Origin of the sequence: Pseudomonas umsongensis (assembly GCF_002236105.1) — a bacterium.
Taxonomy (GTDB): Bacteria; Pseudomonadota; Gammaproteobacteria; order Pseudomonadales; family Pseudomonadaceae; genus Aquipseudomonas; species Aquipseudomonas umsongensis.
The window spans coordinates 1,562,907-1,582,757 of record NZ_NIWU01000001.1 but is presented as its reverse complement, the minus strand read 5'-3'; the positions used below and the strand labels follow the sequence as shown (position 1 = coordinate 1,582,757).

The following is a 19,851-nucleotide window of genomic DNA, read 5'->3' as shown; positions in this document are numbered from 1 at the left end:
CCATGAGCACCCAAACGCGCATCTTCTTCAACCACACCCGTCACAAATTCGCGATCCGCTGGTTCGACGCCGCGTTCGATGTCCTCGCCTTCGAAGGCGAAGAACACCTCAGCCAACCCTTCACTTACCGCATCGAATTCACCTGCAGCGAGCAAGACCTCAGCGCCGAGAAGATGCTCAACAAGGACGCCAGTTTCAGCCTCTATCCGCCGCCGGCAAAGCCTCCTTACCCTGGCCTGCCAGTGCCCGAGGTCAAGCCGTTGCGCAGCCTGTATGGGATGGTCAATAGCTTCCAGCGCCTGTCCGCCTCCCGCGACGAAGCGCGCTATGAAATCACCCTGCAACCGCGCCTTGCCCTGCTCGATCGTGGCCGTCAGTACCGCCTGTACCAGCAGCAGTCGGTGCCGGAGATCGTCGAGCACATCCTGCGCAGCCGCCACGATTTCCTCGGCCAGCATTTCCTGTTCCAGCTGGTGCGCGAATACCCCCGGCGCGAACAGGTCATGCAGTACGGCGAAAGCGACCTTGCGTTCATCGAGCGGCTGCTGGCCGAGGTCGGCATCTGGTACCGCTTCACGCATGACGACCGCCTGCGGATCGACGTCGTCGAGTTCCACGATGACCAGCGCCACTACCAGTTTGGCGTGAAATTGCCACTGCGCTCACCGGCCGGTTTCGCCAGCGGTGAGGACGGCGTGTGGGGTTTGCAGACCCGCCACCAGGTGGTGGAAAAATCCATCAACTTTCGCGCCTATCACCCCCTTGATGCCCGCGCCTTTCTCGATGGCGAGGTCGACCAGACCCGCGGGACCACGACCAGCACCTACGGCGAGGCCTACCACTACGCCGAACCCTATCGCGTGCTCGGTGACAAACTGGACCAAGACGAAGACCTGCTAAGCGAAAGCGGCTTTTTCTACGCGCGCCTGCGCCACGAGCGCTACCTCAACAGCCAGACCCATCTCAGCGGCGCCAGCAGCAGCGCCACCCTGGCGCCAGGCCAGGTGCTGAAAATCGCCGGCGCGCCCCAGGCCTTTGCCCCTGGCGCGGTGATCACCGGCCTGCGCACCCGTGCCGCCCGCGACCGCAACATCGAAGTGCATTTCGAAGCCATTCCCTACGCCGAGATGGTCTGCTTCCGCCCAAAGGTCCCGCCCAAACCGATCATCGCCGGCACCCTGCCAGCCCGGCTGAGCAGCCCCGAGCGCAACGACCGCTACGCCGAAATCGACCTCGAAGGCCGCTACCGCGTGCGCTTCCTGTTCGACCGCGACACCTGGAAACCCGGCCAGGAAAGCACCTGGCTGCGCCTGGCCCGGCCTTACGGCGGCGACACCCACGGCCTGCACCTGCCAATGCTCGCCGGCACCGAAGTGGCGGTGGCTTTCGAACAGGGCGACCCGGACCGCCCCTACATCGCCCACGCCCTGCACGACAGCGAACACCCGGACCACGTGACCCTGCGCAGGCGCGACCACACCCGCAATGTGCTGCGTACACCGGCGAACAACAAGTTGCGCATGGAAGACCTGCGAGGACAGGAGCACGTCAAGCTCAGCACCGAATATGGCGGCAAGAGTCAGCTGAACCTGGGGCATCTGGTGGATGCGAAGAAGCAGAAGCGCGGGGAGGGGTTTGAGCTGAGGACGGATGGCCATGGCGCCATCCGTGGCGGTAAGGGTGTGTTCATCAGTGCCGATGAGCAACCGAACGCCCAGGGTCAGGTACTGGACATGCAAGCCGCGCTGGGCCGCTTGCAACAGGCCGTCGAGCAGTTGCAAGGCCTGTCCAGCGAAGCGCAGGCAGCCCTCGCCGAACCCGCCGATGTGCAGGCGCAACTGTCAATGCAGCGCGAGCAAATCGAAGCACTCCAGGCCCAGGTGATCCTGCTCAGTGCGCCCCAAGGCATCGCCTTGACCAGTGGCCAACACCTGCAGCTGGCCGCGCAGGACAACTTGATGCTCAACGCCGGCGGCGACGCCAACCTCAGTGTGGTCAAGCGTCTGTTCTTCGGCATCGGCCAGGGTCTGAGCGTATTCGTGCGCAAGCTGGGGATCAAACTGATCGCCAATCAGGGCCCGGTCTCCGTGCAGGCGCAGAACGACCAACTCGAGCTGCTGGCCCGCCACGAACTGTCGATTACCAGCACCGAAGACGAAGTCCGCATCACGGCAAAAAAGAAAATCACCCTCAATGGCGGCGGAAGCTACTACATCCTCGATGCGAGCGGCATCGAATCGGGGACGACCGGGGACCACAAGGCCAAGGCGGCGCGTCACGAGTTCAACCTGCCCGCCAGCGAAGCCATTCCTTTGCCTGAACTGCCCGGCTCAGTGTGCAAGGACTGCCTGAAAAGAGCCCGGGCCGCTGCCCAGGGCTTTGTACTCAGGGAGACGCGAGCATGACGATCACTCAACGCGGTACCTGGATCGATTTGCTGGAGGCCTCCTGCGTGAAGGCGTCTATCACCTGCCTGGACATCATCATCGACCAGGCAGGCAGCAATGCCCCACTGCTTCCAAGTGTAGTCAGTGTGCAGCCATCACTGACCTGGTACTCGTTGTTCACCGGGCTGCCGGAAGCCGGTGCCGAAGAACTGGCGCCGTTGCTGGTGCGCGTTGACCTGGCGCAGCCGCTGCAGCGGCAATGGCTCAAGGGCTTGATGCATGAGTTGCAAGGTCGCTCACAACTACTGGCGCTGGCTTCCCACTGGCCTTTCCAGGCCTTGGCCGAGCACCTGGGGCGCTGCCTTGAGGCACGCAATGGCGGCTATCCAGGGTTGCTGCGCTATTACGATCCGCGTCTGTTCCCGTTGCTGTTCAGCCATGTGTTGCAAGCTGATCAGCAACAGCCGTGGCTGCGTCCCGCGGTGTTCTGGAGCTGGCTCGATCGCGATGGCATTCCCCAGCACTTTCCAGGGGCTCCCGATACGCCCGAAAGCGTCGCAATGTTGAGTCCCATCGAGCTCAGCGACAGTCAGGTAGACACCCTCGGTTGTGCCAGTGATGCCACGTTGGCCATGAACAACCTGCGTCATGCACTGCCTGGCGAGCGGAGCGCCGAACAGCACTTTCAAGCCTGCTACGGCGCCATGCTCGAAGCCACCCTGGCTGGATTGCTGCTGATGCCCGAACGCGAAGCTTTCACCCTCGACAAGTTGCGCATCGCCTGAGTGCCTCGCCCCCGCAAAGACAGGAGTCGAATTTCATGCCTACACCCGCAGTGAACAACGTCATCGTTGCCATGTTCATCGATCTGACTGCCTCCGTATTCGCGCAGAACAGCCAGGCCGGCACCCTTGAGGCCATCAACCACACACACTGGGCCATCAATCATTTCAGTGTCGATGGCCGTTCGGGGATCGACATTATCGGACCTTACCAAGGTGGCGGGGGCGGGTGCTGTTATGTCGCGCCGGCACGTTGGCAACAGGGGATGACGGTGCGTGTGGATTGGGAGACTGGGGTGGCTTATCCCGATGGATTTCCCGGCTTTGCGGATGAAGTCAAATACGAGGCATGGGCGGAGCAAATCAGAGCTCAAAAACGTCAGCACAGCAAAGTCGTACCAGTCTCTGACTATACCGACCAAAAAGTCTGCGGTCTCACCGTCCATTTTTTGCCCTGCAATGAGCTGCAGGTCAGCACCTCCTGCTACGCATATGGCAGCCCTGAATACCCGATCAAGACCCCACTGCAATTGCCGGAGCCCCAGTCATGTCCGAAGTGAAACACGCTCCTCTTTGGTACCCGCCAGCGTTTCCGGCCGAGGGTCGTTTGCCTCGTAGCGTCGAGCAGGTCTATCAAAATAATCAGCGCCAGTGTCAGCTGGAGTCGCAGTATCACGATGCCCTTTGCGTGGTGGCCGGGCGCCGGCTGATGCCGCCGTGCTGCAAGACCTTGCACATCAGCCTGTTTTTCGATGGCACTGGCAATAACCTCAACAATGACCTCTACCTGTCGAATCCCCGGCACCCGACCAATATCGCCCGGATGTTCCGCGCCAGCATTGGCGACGGTCATGCCGGCGGCACCGCCCACAGTCACGAAGCCAAGGGTTTGACCGATGCGGCGGGCACTGGCAACGGCCAGTACTTCAAGTACTACATGCCCGGTGTGGGCACGCCGTTTACCGAAGTCGGCGACCTCGACTACAGCATTCTGGGACTGGGGGGAGCCTGGTATGGCGAGGAACGGATCAACTGGGGCCTGTTGATGATCCTCGATGCCGTGCGACGCACACTGCGGCTGCCACGGCTGGACAACACGGCCCTGCTCAAAGCGGTCAAGGCCATGGGCACGGCGCCCGGACTGGAATGGGCAACCGGCTTCGCCGCCCGCAGCCGTGAGTTTCGCAAACAGTTCGAAGCCCTGGAAAAGCCCTTGCGCATTGCCCTGACCCAACCGCAACCCGGTCAGGTCAAACTGTTGGGGATCAAGCTGTACGTGTATGGGTTTTCCCGTGGCGCGGCGGCGGCGCGGGCCTTTGTCAGTTGGCTGAACCAGCTGTTGACCCTGACTGAGCCGGCGCTGGCCTTGCCATTGTCTGACCTGCGGTTGCCCGTCAGCGTCGAGTACCTGGGACTGCTGGACACCGTGGCCTCGGTCGGTCTGGCCGACATCGTCCCAGGGGCCAACGGCCATATGAGTTGGGCCGATGGCAACCAGGAACTGCCCGCCAGCAGTCTGGTCAAGCGTTGCCTGCACATCGTTGCCAGTCACGAGCAACGGTTGAGTTTTCCGTTGGAGTCCATTCGCCGTGAGAAGGGTGGTTACCCGGTAAATAGTCTGGAGGTGATTTATCCGGGCGTGCACTCGGATCAGGGTGGTGGTTATCCGCCGGGCGATCAGGGTAAGGCTATTGGCGAGAATGACGGTTTACTGCTGTCGCAAATCGCTTTGCAGGATTTATATGCCGACGCCTTCGCCCACGGCGCTCCTTTGAAAGTGCCGAAAGAAACGTTGCCAGTCGAATTGCGCCATGAAGTCTGGCGGGCTATGGAATTTGCGATATTGGAGGAGTTTCGTGTTGCACCAACTCTTGTTACCCGTTTCAACGCATGGCGTCAGCTAACTCTGGACCAGCCTCCCGTACAACAATCGCTGTCCGCCGAACAGATCGAGCACTACCGGCCACTACCCGCCACCACTTACCTGGAACAGGTCCTGCGTAATCAGATGAGCTGGATCACCGCCTGGCGCATCGACCGCTATGCCTTCACCAGCCTCAAGCACACCCCATTCTATCTTCAGGCGAGCGACCTTGAAGCAGATGAAGGGGTCAAAGTGCGCGCCGAAGAAAAGCGCGACCTGAATCAGGCAGAGGTCGTAAAACGGCGCAAGCAGCAGCGGGCTCGCGAGTTTCTCATCCGCGAACCGAACATGCCGCTGGAGCCTGGGGTCAAGGATTTCGATGCCGACATGGCGCGAACCCAGTTGCGCGAAGCGGCCGAAGAATTTGCTGCCCATTATCGCGTCCTCAGCCTTACGGATCCTTTGGTGATGTGGGTCGCACTAAAGATGCCCATTCCCGGCTTGATTGCTCATCAGCTCTCCACCCGGGTGCAGCTCGAGCGTCAGCGGATGAAAGCCCAGGGACAGGCGCGTGTGGGTCAGCTATTCCCGCCGCCGTTGCGCGAAATCAATCATCAAAATGAAACCCGGCGCGGCAATGTCGACGAAAGCCGCAACGCCACACAACCCGAAGGGTTGTTACGCGCGCTGTTCGACGATCAGGTCCACGACTCCCGTGCCTGGTTTATGTACAAACAGGGACGTGAGTGGTTCGGCAGTTACTTCGGCGAACGCATGGTGTTTTTCGGCGAGGCCGGCCGTCGCGACCTGGCGTTGTATGGCGAGAACGGTGAAGTGCTGGCGCGCACCAACCCGAATGCCGGGCCTGCAGGCACCGCGCAACCCGTGGTGCTGGACGCCGAGCACCTGGCCCAGGCCATGCAAGACATCGATGCGTTGTGGGAAGCGTTCTATGCCCAGGCTGGTGAGGTGAAAAATGCATCGGCCTGAACCTTTCTTTCGAGGCGTGGCACAGGCCCCCAGGCGCGAACTCAAAGCCAGCCCATGGCGCGAAGGAACCGTTGTCGTCGGCATTCTGGTTGGCAGCCTACTTGTACAAGACGCACTGGCCGGCACTCTCCAAGCCATCAATCACACCCACTGGGCAATCAATCATTTCAGTGTCGATGGCCGTTCGGGGATCGACATTATTGGACCTTACCAAGGGGGCGGGGGCGGGTGCTGTTATGTCGCGCCGGCACGTTGGCAACAGGGGATGACGGTGCGTGTGGATTGGGAGACGGGAGCCAGCGGGGTGAGTGAACTCGCTGATGAATTTCCCGGTTTTGCTGATAGGCCGAAGTACTTGGCTTGGGTCGGTAAAGTCGAGGCGCAAAAACGCCAGCACAGTAAAGTCGTACCCTACGGCAGCCCCGAATACCCGATCAAGACCCCACTGCAATTGCCGGAGCCACAGTCATGTCCGAAGTGAAACACGCTTCGCTTTGGTACCTGCCAGCGTTTCCGGTCGAGGTCCTCGTGGTGCTGGACGCTGAGCACCTGGCCCAGGCCATGCCAGACATCGAAGCGCTGTGGGAAGCGTTCCATGCCCAGGCTGATGAGGTGAAAAATGCATCGGCGTGAACCTTTGTTTCGAGGCGTGGTACAGGACCGCAGGCCCGAGCTCAAAGCCAGCCCATGGCGCGAACGGGCCGTTGTCGTCGCCATTCTGGTTGGCAGCCTACTTGTTCAAGGCGCTCAGGCCAGCACTCTCGAAGCCATCAATCACACTCACTGGGCAATCAACCATTTCAGTGTCGATGGCCGCTCCGGCATCGACATCATCGGTCCTTATCAAGGTGGAGGGGGCAGCTGTTGCTTCATTGCGCCGGCACGCTGGCAACCGGGGATGACAGTGCGTGTTGATTGGGAGACTGGAGAAGGAAGTTCAGCAGGTTTCCCCGGCTTTGCTGATAGGGACAAATATTACGCCTGGCTCGACAGAATTGACTCACAAAAACGCCAACACAGCAAAGTCGTACCAGTCCCTGACTACACCGGCCAAAAAGTCTGCGGCCTCACCGTGCACTTCCTGCCCTGCGAAGAACTGCAAGTCACCACCTCCTGCTACGCCTACGGCAGCCCCGAATACCCGATCAAGACCCCGTTGCATTTACCGGAGCCACAGTCATGTCCGAAGTGAAATACGCCGAAGGGCGAATGGGCTGCACTGCAGCCAGTCAGTTGACCAAACAATGCACTAATCAAGGATCGTCACTGCTGCGTCAGTTGCAGTGCGCCGACACGTGGGTGGCCTCATGAAAGTGGCTCCCGAGTATACCCCCTATCCCCAGGCGCAACGACCCAACTACAAGCGATGGCTGGTTAACGGGGCAGCACTGTTGGGTTTGGTGTTTGTAGGCGCCGATCTGTTGGAGTCGGTCGAAGATGGAAGTAGTAACTGGAGTATTTTGCGATTTTTGCTGGACGTTTTCACCGTCTGGGGTGTGATGATTGGCGTGGCAGTGTTGTGGTTGCTGGCACTGCTGTTGCGCGTGTTGTACTACCGTTTCAACTGGCATATCGCGCGATATCATGCCAATGCAGCCACGCGGGTTCAGCACACCTGGTGGACCCACCATCGCCAGAAGGTCGGGTTGATCGAATCGGTGCTGTTGGGCGCCGCCTGCAGTTCCCCCGAACACCGTCAAAGCCTGTTCAGTCCTGAGCATCAACCCCCAGTGCCAGAGGAGACGCCCGAGGGCCCGGCGATTCGACTGCTCCAGGTACTTGGACGCGATGTCGCCGAGCGCGAACGGCATCTGGCGACGTTGCTGGCCCTGCAATGGAACGAGCAGCGTACGGAACCCGACGTGGTGCAGCCAGTGTGTTGTTACTGGCAAGGTTCACTGGACGCCTGGCAAGCCTTTGTCGAACAGATGAGGCAGTGCTGTCCGCAAATCCAGTTGCCCGAACAACCCGAGCCTTGGCAAGGCATGCAGAGCCTTGACGCGATCATTGATCGGCTGCACGGGGCACCCTGGGATCTCCGCATTCTTTGTGCCGGTTGCCACTCTTCGCCGCCCGAGGCACAGAGTCACATGCCCGCGGGCGAGGCTGCCGTGTTGTGGTGGCTCGGTCCGCGAGGTCGGGTGCGCTTGTCTCGCGGGGAATGGTTCGCGGCTGATGCCGAGAGCTTGGCGTCGGTAGCCGAGCGAGTGTCGCAACAAAGCGAGCTGAAGTCTTCCGCGCCGGTATGCGTGTCGTTCTCTCAACCCGACATGCCGCCGCTGTCTGTCCTGGATTGGAACACCCGCCAACACCTGCAAGACGCCAACTTTGGCGCGCTGCAAAACCTTGAGGCAATGATCGTGCAGACCCTGGCTGCCTGGTATGCCGAGCAGCATGGCGTGCCGTGTGCCTGGTTGGCGAATGACCCTCAACACACCCTGGCCCTGGGCATTGTGGAATCCGATCATGCAGATAGTTGAAGCTCCAAGAATATCTTCCTGGCCGACGGCGCTGTTGCTGGCGCTGATCGTGGCTGTAGTGGTCACGGTGGGTGGCGTGGCCTGGTGGATTTGGACAGGGCGCGGCCCGGTCAGCCAAGCCATGTGGGTGGATCTGCTGCTCAAAGGACTGATGTGCTGGGCACTGCTTTTTAGCCTGGCAGTCTCGATCTGGTTGGTCCTGAAGAAAGGGATTCACAAGCTGGTGATGGGCAGTCAGCCTCTGCTGCCCTTGCCGAATACCGAGACTAGTCCACCAGACGAGTGCGCAAAGGCACTCGCAGAATTGCGCAAGCACTATGGCCCTTTCTGGCGCTTCAAAGTCCGCCTGCTCCTGGTCGTCGGCGAACCCGAACAGATCGAGGCCATCGCCCCCGGACTGACCACCCGACAGTTCCTGCATGGGCAGGACACCGTGCTGCTCCATGGTGGCAGCGTACAGTCGCCAACCCTGTTCAGCCAATGGCAGGGCTTGAGCCGCTGGCGCGCCCTCGATGGCGTGGTCTGGGCGTTGAATAAGCCACAATCCACCGACGCCGCAACACTGGGCGACAGCCTGCGGCGCCTGCGCGATCTGGCCCGGACCCTGCATTGGCAGTTGCCGTTGCACCTGTGGCAGGTCTGCGACACTGTTTGGGAGCAGCGCACACGTCAGACGCAGGCGGTGGGTTGCGCGTTGCCCGCCGACTTCACCGCGGTGGAGTTGGAGAGCCGCCTGAATCAATTGCTCGAGCCCTTGCGTCAGGAGGGTCTGGAGCAGATGCGCGGACAGATACCGCATGACTTTTTGCTGCGCCTGTCCCGTGATTTGCAAGTCGAGGGCATTCCCCGCTGGCGGCAGGCGCTGGCACCGTTGCTCGGTGAGTTTGCCGGGGGCGTGCCGTTGCACGGGCTGTGGTTCAGTCTGCCATTACCGGCGGTGGCGGCGGATCCCCATGACCGCGATCATTTCTGGTCGGTAGCGCCGGTGTGGCACGGCGTGCTCGGCGATCAAAAATCGCGCCCGCGTCGCCTCGGCTGGCCCGCGACCCGCATCGCGCAAACCCTGATGCTCGCCCTGACTCTGGCCTGGGGCGCCGGCCTGCTGCTGTCCTTCGTCAGCAACCGCGTACACATCGCCCAGGTGCAAACCTCCCTGGCGACCTTGCAACACTCAGCCACCCGCGACGAACAATTCCTCGCCCTCAACGAACTGACCCGCGAACTCGGCCGCCTGGATTACCGCGCCACCCACGGCACGCCTTGGTACCAGCGCTTCGGCCTGAACAAGAACACAGAACTCCTGCAACTGCTCTGGCCCGCCTACGTCGAGGCCAACCAGCGCCTGCTGCGCGACCCGGCCATGGCCAGCCTGCAACAACAACTCACTGCCCTGATCAAGTTGCCCGCCGACAGCCCCGAACGCCTCAAGCGCGCGCCCCAGGCCTACGAACAACTCAAGGCTTACCTGATGCTGGCGCGGCCGGAAAAAGCCGATGCGAGTTTTCTGGTCAAAGTGATGGGCTCGCTCGAACCGAGCGCCGACGGGGTTTCGCCGGGGCTGTGGCACGGTCTGTCGCCGCTGCTCTGGCAGTTCTATGGCGAGCAGCTGGCGGCGCATCCGCAGTGGGGGATCGCAGCCGACCCTCAGCTGGTGGCCCAGGTGCGCCAGCTGCTGCTCGGCCAGTTGGGTCAGCGCAATGCCGAAGCCAGTCTGTACCGCCAGGTGCTCGACGCCTCGGCCAATCATTACCCGGCGTTAAATCTGGCGCAGATGGTCGGCGACACCGAGGCGCGAGCGTTGATCGTCAGCCCGGCCAGCGTGCCGGGGGTGTTTACCCGCCAGGCCTGGGAGGGCCAGGTGCGCCCGGCGATCGAGGCCGTCGCCGAGGCGCGGCGTGAGGAAATCGACTGGGTGCTCAGCGACCGGCCGGGCGACATCGCCGCCGAGTTGACCCCGGACATGCTGCGCGAACGCCTGACCCGGCGCTACTTCCAGGACTACGCCAGCGCCTGGCTGAAGTTCCTCAATCGCCTGCGCTGGCAGCCGGCCAACAGCCTGGGCGAGGTGGTCGACCAGTTGACCCTGATGAGCGACGTGCGCCAGTCGCCGCTGATCGCGCTGATGAACACCCTGGCCTACCAGGGCCAGGCCGGCACCCGCAGCCAGGCGTTGGCCGACTCGCTGATCAACTCGGCACAAAAGCTGATCGCCCAGGCGCCGGCGCCGTTGATCGAGCAGGCGCAGCAGGGGCCCAAAGGCCCCTTGGACGCCACCTTCGGTCCGCTGCTGGCCCTGCTCGGCAAGACCCCCGAAGGCCAGAGCGATAACGAGCGCCTGAGCCTGCAAGCCTTCCTCAACCAGGTCACGCGCACCCGCCTGACCCTGCAACAGGTGAACCACGCCGCCGACCCGCAGGACATGACCCAGACCCTGGCGCAGACGGTGTTCCAGGGCAAAAGCATCGACCTCACCGACACCCGCGCCTACGGCAGCCAGCTCGCCGCCAGCCTCGGGGCGGAGTGGGGCGGTATCGGCCAGACCCTGTTCGTGCAGCCACTGGAGCAGGCCTGGCAGCGGGTCCTGCAACCCTCGGCCAGCAGCCTCAACCGCCAGTGGCAACGGGCGATCGTCAGCGAATGGCACGAAGCGTTCACCGGGCGCTACCCCTTCGCGGTCACCGCCAGCGACGCCTCGCTGCCGATGCTCGGGCAGATGATCCGCGCCGACTCCGGCCGCCTTGAGCAATTCCTGCAGCGCGAACTGGGCGGCTTGCTGCGCAAGGAGGGCAGCCGCTGGGTGGCCGACGCCCAGCACAGCCAGGGCCTGCGTTTCAATCCGCAGTTTCTCACGGCGATCAACCAGCTCAGCCACCTGGCCGACGTGCTGTTTACCGACGGAGGCATGGGCCTGAGCTTCGAGTTGCAAGGCAAACCGGTGCGCGACGTGGTGCAAACCACCTTCACCCTCAACGGCGAGAAACACGAGTACTTCAACCAGAAGGAAAGCTGGCAGCGCTTCAACTGGCCCGGTCGCAGCCAATACCCCGGCGCGAGCCTGACCTGGACCAGCGTGCAGGCCAACGAACGGCTGTTCGGCGACTACGCGGGCACCTGGGGCCTGATCCGCCTGCTGGAACAAGCCCAGGTCACGCCGCTGGACGACGGCGACAGCCGTTTTCGTGTGGTGCTCAAGGCGCCGGATGGGATTGGCCTGACCTGGTATTTACGCACCGAACTGGGGGCGGGGCCGTTGGCGTTGCTGAAGTTGCGTGGCTTTAAGTTGCCGACGCAGATTTTTCTCGGCAAGGACGAGAAAGCTGTGCCCTATGCAATGAACGGGAGGTTTGAATGAGCCTGGAGCGATTGATCGAACGTTGCCTGGGAGCGCGCGATGCCTTGGGCCTTGCCCGAGCGCAGGCAGCGCACTGGCAATCCTGGTTGCAGCCCATCAACGCGGACTTGCCCGTAGGCGAAGACCCGGCCTGCGACGATGACTTCCAACGCATGCGTGAGGAGGTCAACAAACTGTCCGGGGCCGATATCGAACAGGTCATTCACCTGGCGCAGACGCTGCTTGCCGGATCGTCCAAGGATCTGCGGGTAGTCACGTATTACATATGGGCACGCTTGCACAGGGATGGCGAAGCAGGCTTGGCCGACGGCCTGAACCTGTTGGCCGCATTGCTGGAACGCTATGCCGCCCTGGTGCTGCCCGCGCGTCCCCACAGCCGGAAAATGGCGCTGGAGTGGCTGGCGAGCAGCAAGGTGCTCGATACTCTGTCGCGCTACCCCGAGGTGGTCAGGGACGAAGCCGAGCGCACGGTTGCGGCGCTGGCCTGGCTGGAGCGTGAGTTGGCCGCCTGGCCCCAGGATCAGCGTCCCGACCTCGGCGCGCTATATGCCGCGTTGTCTGCGCGGCTGGCGCAATCGGGCGGGGTCGACGCGCTGGTACCGCAGAACAGCGCCAGCCACGAGACGAACGCGCGAGCGGCTGCCCCCGACGCGACGGTCATCAGATCCGGGCGCGATTTGCTGGACAGCGGTCGAGCGTTGGCAGGTTATTTGCGCGAACAATCCCAGGGTTGGTTGGCGGCTCATCGCCTGATGAAAAGCCTGCGCTGGGATACCGTGCATGCAGCACCACTGCAGGACGCCAGTGGCAAGACGCGCCTGGCACCCCCCCGTGGCGAATACCGCGCACAACTCAAGCGCCTGCACCTGCAACAGAGCTTCAATGAACTGTTGGATCTGGTGGAGCGGATCTACGCCGAGGGTGTGAACCATTTCTGGCTGGATTTGCAGTGGTACCTGTACCAGGCACTGATCAAACAACCCGCGCCACAGGACAGCTGGGCCGACATTGCCAAGCGCGACCTGGGCATGTTCCTCGAGCGCTTGCCGGGGCTGGAGGCGTTGTGCTGGAACGATGGCTCGCCCTTGGCGGACGAGGTGACACGCGAGTGGATCAGCCAGCACGTCTGTGGCAATCGGCCTCAGCAATGGCTACCGGCGCCGACCGTTGCCGCAACCGGCGAGGACCCCGGGATCCTGTCATTGGAAGGCGAAGCGCTGGCCCAGGCCGACAGCGATGGCGTCGAGCACTCATTGGCCTGGCTGGCCGCGCGTCCGGGCATCCATACCGGCCGCCAACGCTGGTTGTTGCGCCTGTTGATGGCGCGGGTGGCCGAGCAATACGGCAAGAGCGAACTGGCCATTCACCTGCTCGGCGAACTGGATGCCAGTGGACAACGTCATGGGTTGGCCGAATGGGAAACGGAGCTGAGTTTCGAGGTCAAGGCGCGCCTGCTCAAGCTGTTGCGCCTGAAGGTTCAACGCAATGACGCGGACAAGCCCAGCCTGACCCGGCGCATGGAGGCGCTGCTGGCAGCGCTGGTGGCAGTCGACCCGGTACGTGCCGCAGTGCTCTGTGGCTAAACCTCATTGATCAGGATTCTAACTTTGAGCATCGACAATCTGACATTGCAGTATTTCGAGGCCGAAATGCGCTACCTGCGCGAGGCTGGCAAGGAGTTCGCAGAGGCTTATCCCGACCGGGCGGCCCAACTGAACCTCGACAAGTCGGGCGCGCGCGACCCGTATGTGGAGCGGCTGTTTGAAGGGTTTGCCTTCCTGATGGGGCGGTTGCGCGAAAAGCTCGACGATGACCTGCCGGAGCTGACCGAAGGACTGGTCAGCCTGCTCTGGCCACATTACCTGCGCACCATACCGTCGCTCTCGATTGTCGAGTTGCTGCCCGAGCTCGCGCAGATGAAGCGCAGCGAGCACATCGGCAGCGGTTTTGAAGTGCTGTCGCAACCCATCGGACCATTGCGCACCCGTTGCCGCTATACCACCACCCAAGGCCTGACATTGCAGCCGCTAGCCCTGGAGCGCGTGCAGGTGGCCCATGAACCGGACGGTCGCTCGCTGCTGAGACTGCGTTTTGCCTGCGGTGCAATGGCCAACGCCAGCGAGATCGACCTGAGCCGCCTGCCGTTGTACCTCAATGCCGATGCGGCGCTGGCCAGTGCGCTGCATCAGGCGCTGACCCTCAACGCTCAAGCCTTGTATGTACGCCTGCCTGACCAGACGGGCCGCTCTCTGCTGGAGGGTCATTTTTCGCCCAAGGGATTCGGTGACGAGGATCGCCTGTGGCCCAAGGGCGACAGTGCCTTCAGTGGCTATCAGTTGCTGCTGGAGTATTTCACCTTTCGCGAGAAGTTCATGTTCGTGACCCTCTGCGGGCTCGAGCGCCTGGAGCTGCCACCGAATACCCCCTGGTTCGAACTCGAGGTGGTGCTGCGCGAGCCGTTGCCCCAGGCGTTCATTCCGAGCGCCGAGCACATTCGCCTGCATTGCGTGCCAGTGATCAATCTGTTCACGCTTGAGTCCGACCCAATGACCCTGGCGCCCCTGCAAACAGATTACCTGCTTCGTCCCATGCGCTTGCAGGACGGGCATACGGAGATTTATTCGGTGGATCGGGTCAGCGGCTCGAAGAGCGCCGTGCGCCATGAATACATGCCATTCACCAGCTTTCGTCACAAGGGCGGCATGTTGCGTGATGAAGCGCCGGAGCGGTATTTCCATACACGACTCAAGCGTGGCCCCAATGGTCTGCATGACACTTGGCTGATCCTGGGTGGCGCAGGTTTCGATCAGGATCGGCTGGACAGCAGCGAAAGCCTGTCGCTGCGCTTGACCGGCACCCACGGCCAACTGCCGCGCAAGGCACTGCAAGGAACTTTGCTCGATACGCCGGTGCAATCGATCCAGGTCGACTTGCGGGTGCGCAACTTGTGTGCGCCGACCTTGCCGTGCTATCCGCCCAACCGCGACCGCTTCCACTGGCGGGTGCTGAGTCATCTTGGGTCGAACTTCCTGCCGATGCTCGACAATGCCGAAGTGCTGCGCGGCACGCTGGCGTTGTATGACTGGACGGGCTGTGAGCTGAACAGACGTCGCCTGGCGGCGATTGTCGAGGTCGGCCACCACCTGGTCCAGCGCTTCGAAAGAGGCTTTCTGCTGCGCGGGGTGGATATCGAAGTCACCCTGGATGCCAACGGCTTCAGCGGTGAGGGCGACATCAGCCTGTTCGGCGAAATGCTCAATCGCTTCTTCGCCCTGTACGCCGACATCCACCTCTACAACCAGCTCACGCTGATCCTGCAACCTACTGGAAAGTGCCTGCGATGGAACGAGAACCACAGTCAGCGTATTCCCGGCTGAAAGCCAGCGGTTTACTCGAAGCCCTGAAGGGGCAGGTGGCCGAGGCGAATCTGTATCGCTTCTGCCAGTTGCTTGAACAGGCGCTGCCCGATCACCCGCCACTGGGCAGCACCACGTCACCCGCGGATGATCCGGTGCGCTTTCGGCCAGACCCGGGCATGGGCTTCCCTGCCGGTGAACTGAAGGCCATTGAAACCGACGATAAGCATCCTTGGCGTCCGCCCACGGTGCGCACGCGCCTGTTGGGTCTGTACGGCGTGGACTCGCCATTGCCGACGGCTTTTCTGGACGATATCGCCCAGCGACGCGAGGGACACGAGGCGCTTGAAGCGTTCCTCGACATTTTCAACCACCGGATCTTTACCCAGTTCTACCGGATATGGCGCAAGTACTCCTATCCGGCCGCCTTCGAAGCCGGTGGTACGGATGCAACTTCGCAATGCCTGCTGGGACTGATCGGCCTGGGCATACCCGGAACAGCCAGCCAGGTTGCCACGCCGATATCGCGCTTCCTCGCCTTGCTCAGCGTGATGCGACTGCCCACTCGCAACGCCGAAGGCATTACTGCGCTGGTGAAGTTGCTGGCTCGCAAAACCCGGACGCAGGTAACGCCACACTGGCCGCAGAAAGTGCTGCTGGCGCAGCCGGCGAGCCTGTCCGCCGAGCATCCGGTGCGCTTGTCGCAGGGCACACCCCTGGGCGCTGTCGGCTACGACGCCAACAGTCAGTTGCATCTTTCGCTGTTCACCGAAGACCGGGACGAGGCCCGTGGCTGGCTGCCGGGTGGCCAGTTGTACAACGATCTTTTGGTATTGCTGCGCGTGTACCTGGGCTGGCGTTGCACGGTAAAGCTGCAGTTATCGTTGCCCCTGCACAGCCTGCCGCAACCGCTATTGGGACGAGCGCAGGTGTTGCTGGGCATGACCGCGGTCCTGGGCCTGGGCAGTGATGCCAGGCAGGCCTGCGAAAGCACCACCATCACGATCAATCTGGGCCGCTATCAAGGCCTGCAGAAAAACCGCCAGGACAGGGAGACACAGCATGTCGCGTACAGTTTCTAAATCATTGGGGGTCGCCGCGTTCGGTGTATTGCTCAGCGCTTGCGGGGTAACCCAGAGCGTGACAGATGCGACGACCTCGACCACCGAGGCGATCTTCTACAAGCAGGTGAAAACCCTGCACCTGGACCTCAGCGGGCGCGCGGCGCTAAACACTGCCGGGATCGACATGAACGCGTTGTCCGTGCCGACCCTGGTGCGGGTTTATCAACTGCGTGACCGCAAGGTGCTGGAAAAGGCCAACTACGATAGCTTGCTCAGCCAGGACGAGCACGTATTGAGTGCGGACCTGCTGGACAAACGAACCCTGGTGGTCAAGCCCGACCAGGGTGTGCAATTGAACATCCCCCTGGACAAGCAGGCACGCTATATCGCCGTGGTCGCATTGTTCCGTGAGTTCGATAACCGAGCCGATACCTGGCGCCTGACCCTGGCACGCGATGACCTCGACCCGGACCGGGTGCGGGTGATCGAACTGGGGGATAACCGACTGACCCTGCGCCCACTGGCCAAGGAGTGACGGATGAGCGATCTCAATCCCTCGTTGTACGAGACGCTTCTGCAGAATTTCGACGGCGAACTGGATCTGCACCTGGTCGCCGATGAGGATCAGTGCACGCTGTCGGTGCTGGACAACCTGCGCCGCATCTTAAACAGCCGGGCCGGTGCGCTCGACCATCTGCCCGATTATGGCCTGCCGGACATGGGCAAGATTCTGCAGGGCCTGCCGGGGACGGCACATGGACTGATGAGTGCCATGGCCGACACATTGGCCAAGTACGAGCCGCGCCTGGGCACGATTGGCATCGAGCTGCTGCCCCAGACCCGACCGGGTCATCTGGAGTACAGCCTCGAAGTGCAACTCAAGGGGGGCCGTCGACTGACCTTCGGCACCACGCTCACACCAGGCGGCCATGTCCTGGTACGTCACTTGAAGCGACAGCACTATCTATCGATGTCGGGAATTGATTAACCAAAGGAATGCGCAATGACAGCGTTGTTTGAGATGCGAATCAGGCTTGGCGGCGACCCAAGCGCCTTCATTGAGTTCAAGGCACTGCGTGAAGAGTTAGCCAGACTGAGCCATCCGGCCTGCCCCGATGTGGATTGGGTCAAGGTGGAACAATTGTGCCTGGTGTTGTTCCAGCGCAACGGGGCGGAGTTGCAAACAGCCGCTGCATTCGTACTGGCCCGTAGTCACCTCCACGGTCTGGAAGGTATGGTCCAGGGGATCGCGCTGGTCGAGGCGCTGGTCTGCGAATGGGCAACGCTGTGGCCGGCGATGGAGCCGGCGCGCCTGGAAATCCTGGCTTGGCTGTTCGCGCGCCTGCAGCCCCTGCTGCGCAGCCTGGAGCCGCAACCCTGGGGGCTGCCAGCGATCGCTCAACTGGGCGCGGCACTGGAGTGCTTGCACACACGGCTGAATCGACAGGCACAGCATTCGCCGGGCACATTGCAAGCGCTGCGTCAGCAAGTCGAAGGTCTGCTACAGAGGCTGGCGCAGACCCACACGCAGCCCCACTCGTTGTTCGACGCGGTGGCATTGTCGGCAAGACTGCCGCAACCGCTCCCGGCGATGCCAATTGTGGTCCTGCCGACGCCGCCGATGCCTGTCGTGTTGGCTGGCGGTCAACAGAAGCAGGCGCGACGGCTTGGCCCTTGGCTGTTCGCCGCCACCGCGATGATTACCTTGGCCGCGGGCGCCTTCTGGACGACCTGGCTGGCGAGCCCGGACAAGGAGGGTGTTAATCGCCTGACCAGCGTTTTCGAGGCGCCACCCAGGGTGCCCGAGCCCGTACGCCTCGACAGCCTCTCCCTCTTCGCCCCCGGCAGCGCCGAACTCAAGCCCGGCTCGACCAAGGTATTAATCAGCGCCCTGGTCGACATCAAGGCCCAACCTGACTGGTTGATCGTCATTGCCGGGCACAGCGACGCCAAGGGCAATGCCGAACAAAACCTGCAGCTGTCCCACGCTCGGGCCTCGGCCGTGCGCGGCTGGATGCAGCGGATGGGCGATATTCCCGACAGCTGCTTCGCGGTTCAGGGCTTTGCCGACAGCCAGCCGATCGCCAGCAACGACAGCGAGGCCGGGCGCGCGGCCAACCGGCGTGTCGATATCCAACTGGTGCCCCAGGCGGGAGCCTGCGGGAAAACAGGCGAGCAGGCAGCGTCATAGCAACCATTCATTCGCTCGATACCCATCATCAAGGAATGCAAGTTCTGTTTTTCCGCCAAGGGAGGAAGATAGCGCCATACCGATCTCGCCATTGAAGGAATAAGCGCGATGAGAATCTCGACCCTGCTGGCTTTTTTCGCCCTGTTCAGCGCCAGTGTGGCTGCAACCGCGCCGGCCATGGCTGGCGATGCGTCCTGCCGTTTCCTGCCGATTGCCGACAGCACTGTGCGTTTGCAACACGCGCAAAAGGTCGCGGTGCTCTACAGCGAAAACACGCTCAACACCCAGCAATATCTCGAGAGCTATCACGCGGTGGCGGTAAAGGGGGCGCAAAACCCCGGGCTGGATAAGCGAATCAGCCAGGCGTTCGTCGACAGTTCCGACCCGCAACGGGCGATTGGTTGGTTGATGACGTCGTTGCAGAAGGAGTTCGCCGCGGTGACGGTCTATGACAACCTCGATGCGGCGCTTCAGGCTCATCCGGACGTGGTGGTGATGCTCGACACTTTCAGTCGCCTGGTGTCCAAACGCAATAGTCAGGTTGAGGCGCGGTTTGTGGCCAGGTTCTACGATTCGAACCTGCAATACATCGGCCAGGCGCAAGGTTCACGTGCCGAGCAGATGCCCTCGGTGTGGGTGCATGGCAAAGCCGCGCCACAGATTGCCGCGCAAATCAATCAGCAGACCGAGTTGCAAATGAAGGCGTTGAAACAGTTCGATGCGTCGTTGCAGACACTGGTGACCACCGGTCCAGTGGATCATGTGGCGAGCAACTGAACCGCTACCAGCCTTTGACACCGCTCATATCCGGCAGCTTGTGCGCAATGCCCTTGTGGCAGTCGATGCAGGTGGCCTCGCCCTTGGCCAATGACGTGGAATGCATGGCCGCTGCCCGTTTGCCCTGGCGGGTGAAGTCCATGAATTCGAAGTTGTGGCAATTGCGGCATTCGCGCGAGTCGTTGGCCTTGAGCCTGGCCCATTCGTGTTCCGCCAGCTCACGGCGCAGGTTGAGGAATTTGTCGCGGGTGTCGATGGTGCCGAAAAGCTTGCCCCAGACTTCCTTCGATGCCTGCATTTTACGCGCGATCTTGTGGGTCCATTCATGGGGTACGTGGCAATCCGGGCAACTGGCGCGCACGCCCGAGCGGTTGGTGTAGTGGATGGTGTCCTGCAATTCGACGTACACGTTGTCGCGCATTTCGTGGCAGGAAATGCAGAACTTCTCGGTGTTCGTCAGCTCCAGCGCCGTGTTGAACCCACCCCAGAAAATGATCCCGGCGATAAAACCGCCCAGCGTCAGGAATCCCAGGCTGAAATAAACGCTCGGCCGACAGAGGATGCCCCAGTAGTCCTTAAGCAGGGCGAACAGTGCTTTCATGGCGCCT

The 19,851-nt window shown here is 62.0% G+C and carries 17 protein-coding genes; 16 read left to right on the top strand and 1 reads right to left on the bottom strand.

What is annotated here, in order from left to right; genetic code table 11:
- The first annotated feature begins 2 nt into the window (after nt 1-2).
- The 16 genes from PSUM_RS06960 to PSUM_RS06890 all read left to right on the top strand — a co-directional run bounded on the left by PSUM_RS06960 (nt 3) and on the right by PSUM_RS06890 (nt 19,243).
- Nucleotides 3-2,405, top strand: coding sequence for a type VI secretion system Vgr family protein (locus PSUM_RS06960; protein ID WP_083349263.1), 2,403 nt, complete (start codon nt 3-5; stop codon nt 2,403-2,405).
- Nucleotides 2,402-3,172 (top strand): toxin Tle1 chaperone Tla1, encoded by a 771-nt coding sequence (gene tla1, locus PSUM_RS06955; protein WP_033042182.1) that lies wholly within the window; start codon nt 2,402-2,404, stop codon nt 3,170-3,172. Before PSUM_RS06960 ends, tla1 begins: the two co-directional genes overlap by 4 nt.
- Before the next feature lie 71 nt (nt 3,173-3,243).
- Nucleotides 3,244-3,729 (top strand): Tli1a family immunity protein, encoded by a 486-nt coding sequence (tli1a, locus tag PSUM_RS06950; RefSeq protein WP_033042187.1) that lies wholly within the window; start codon nt 3,244-3,246, stop codon nt 3,727-3,729.
- Nucleotides 3,717-6,023, top strand: a complete 2,307-nt coding sequence (locus PSUM_RS06945) for a T6SS phospholipase effector Tle1-like catalytic domain-containing protein (RefSeq protein WP_083349262.1) — start codon at nt 3,717-3,719, stop codon at nt 6,021-6,023. The genes tli1a (PSUM_RS06950) and PSUM_RS06945 overlap by 13 nt, the downstream gene beginning before the upstream one ends.
- Complete coding sequence (gene tli1a, locus PSUM_RS06940; protein ID WP_083349261.1) at nt 6,010-6,504, top strand: Tli1a family immunity protein; 495 nt, start codon at nt 6,010-6,012, stop codon at nt 6,502-6,504. Before PSUM_RS06945 ends, tli1a (PSUM_RS06940) begins: the two co-directional genes overlap by 14 nt.
- Nucleotides 6,492-6,656: a hypothetical protein gene (locus PSUM_RS31710; protein ID WP_156703878.1), complete on the top strand. Its 165-nt coding sequence runs from the start codon at nt 6,492-6,494 to the stop codon at nt 6,654-6,656. The genes tli1a (PSUM_RS06940) and PSUM_RS31710 overlap by 13 nt, the downstream gene beginning before the upstream one ends.
- Nucleotides 6,643-7,215 (top strand): Tli1a family immunity protein, encoded by a 573-nt coding sequence (tli1a, locus tag PSUM_RS06935; RefSeq protein WP_083349260.1) that lies wholly within the window; start codon nt 6,643-6,645, stop codon nt 7,213-7,215. The genes PSUM_RS31710 and tli1a (PSUM_RS06935) overlap by 14 nt, the downstream gene beginning before the upstream one ends.
- A gap of 115 nt (nt 7,216-7,330) precedes the next feature.
- The gene (locus PSUM_RS06930; protein ID WP_033041670.1) at nt 7,331-8,503 is read left to right on the top strand and encodes a hypothetical protein; all 1,173 of its coding nucleotides are present in this window, start codon (nt 7,331-7,333) and stop codon (nt 8,501-8,503) included.
- Nucleotides 8,490-11,855: an ImcF-related family protein gene (locus PSUM_RS06925; RefSeq protein ID WP_231989917.1), complete on the top strand. Its 3,366-nt coding sequence runs from the start codon at nt 8,490-8,492 to the stop codon at nt 11,853-11,855. The genes PSUM_RS06930 and PSUM_RS06925 overlap by 14 nt, the downstream gene beginning before the upstream one ends.
- Nucleotides 11,852-13,438, top strand: coding sequence for a type VI secretion system protein TssA (gene tssA, locus PSUM_RS06920; RefSeq protein WP_033040821.1), 1,587 nt, complete (start codon nt 11,852-11,854; stop codon nt 13,436-13,438). The genes PSUM_RS06925 and tssA overlap by 4 nt, the downstream gene beginning before the upstream one ends.
- Before the next feature lie 24 nt (nt 13,439-13,462).
- Nucleotides 13,463-15,232, top strand: a complete 1,770-nt coding sequence (tssF, locus tag PSUM_RS06915) for a type VI secretion system baseplate subunit TssF (protein ID WP_083349259.1) — start codon at nt 13,463-13,465, stop codon at nt 15,230-15,232.
- Nucleotides 15,196-16,293, top strand: a complete 1,098-nt coding sequence (tssG, locus tag PSUM_RS06910; protein WP_020799572.1) for a type VI secretion system baseplate subunit TssG — start codon at nt 15,196-15,198, stop codon at nt 16,291-16,293. Before tssF ends, tssG begins: the two co-directional genes overlap by 37 nt.
- On the top strand, nt 16,274-16,810 hold the full coding sequence (gene tssJ / locus PSUM_RS06905; protein WP_020799571.1) for a type VI secretion system lipoprotein TssJ: 537 nt from the start codon (nt 16,274-16,276) through the stop codon (nt 16,808-16,810). Before tssG ends, tssJ begins: the two co-directional genes overlap by 20 nt.
- Nucleotides 16,811-16,813: 3 nt before the next feature.
- Nucleotides 16,814-17,263 carry a type VI secretion system baseplate subunit TssE gene (gene tssE / locus PSUM_RS06900; RefSeq protein ID WP_020799570.1) on the top strand — a complete coding sequence of 150 codons (450 nt, stop codon included), beginning with the start codon at nt 16,814-16,816 and terminating at the stop codon, nt 17,261-17,263.
- Nucleotides 17,264-17,278: 15 nt separating this feature from the next.
- Nucleotides 17,279-18,466, top strand: coding sequence for an OmpA family protein (locus tag PSUM_RS06895; protein ID WP_083349258.1), 1,188 nt, complete (start codon nt 17,279-17,281; stop codon nt 18,464-18,466).
- 108 nt (nt 18,467-18,574) lie between these two features.
- Nucleotides 18,575-19,243 (top strand): ATPase, encoded by a 669-nt coding sequence (locus tag PSUM_RS06890; protein WP_083349257.1) that lies wholly within the window; start codon nt 18,575-18,577, stop codon nt 19,241-19,243.
- A 4-nt stretch (nt 19,244-19,247) separates the two neighbouring features.
- Here the strand turns inward: PSUM_RS06890 and PSUM_RS06885 are convergent, their stop codons facing one another.
- On the bottom strand, nt 19,248-19,844 hold the full coding sequence (locus PSUM_RS06885) for a cytochrome c3 family protein (protein ID WP_020799567.1): 597 nt from the start codon (nt 19,842-19,844) through the stop codon (nt 19,248-19,250).
- Between the last annotated feature and the right edge of the window lie 7 nt (nt 19,845-19,851).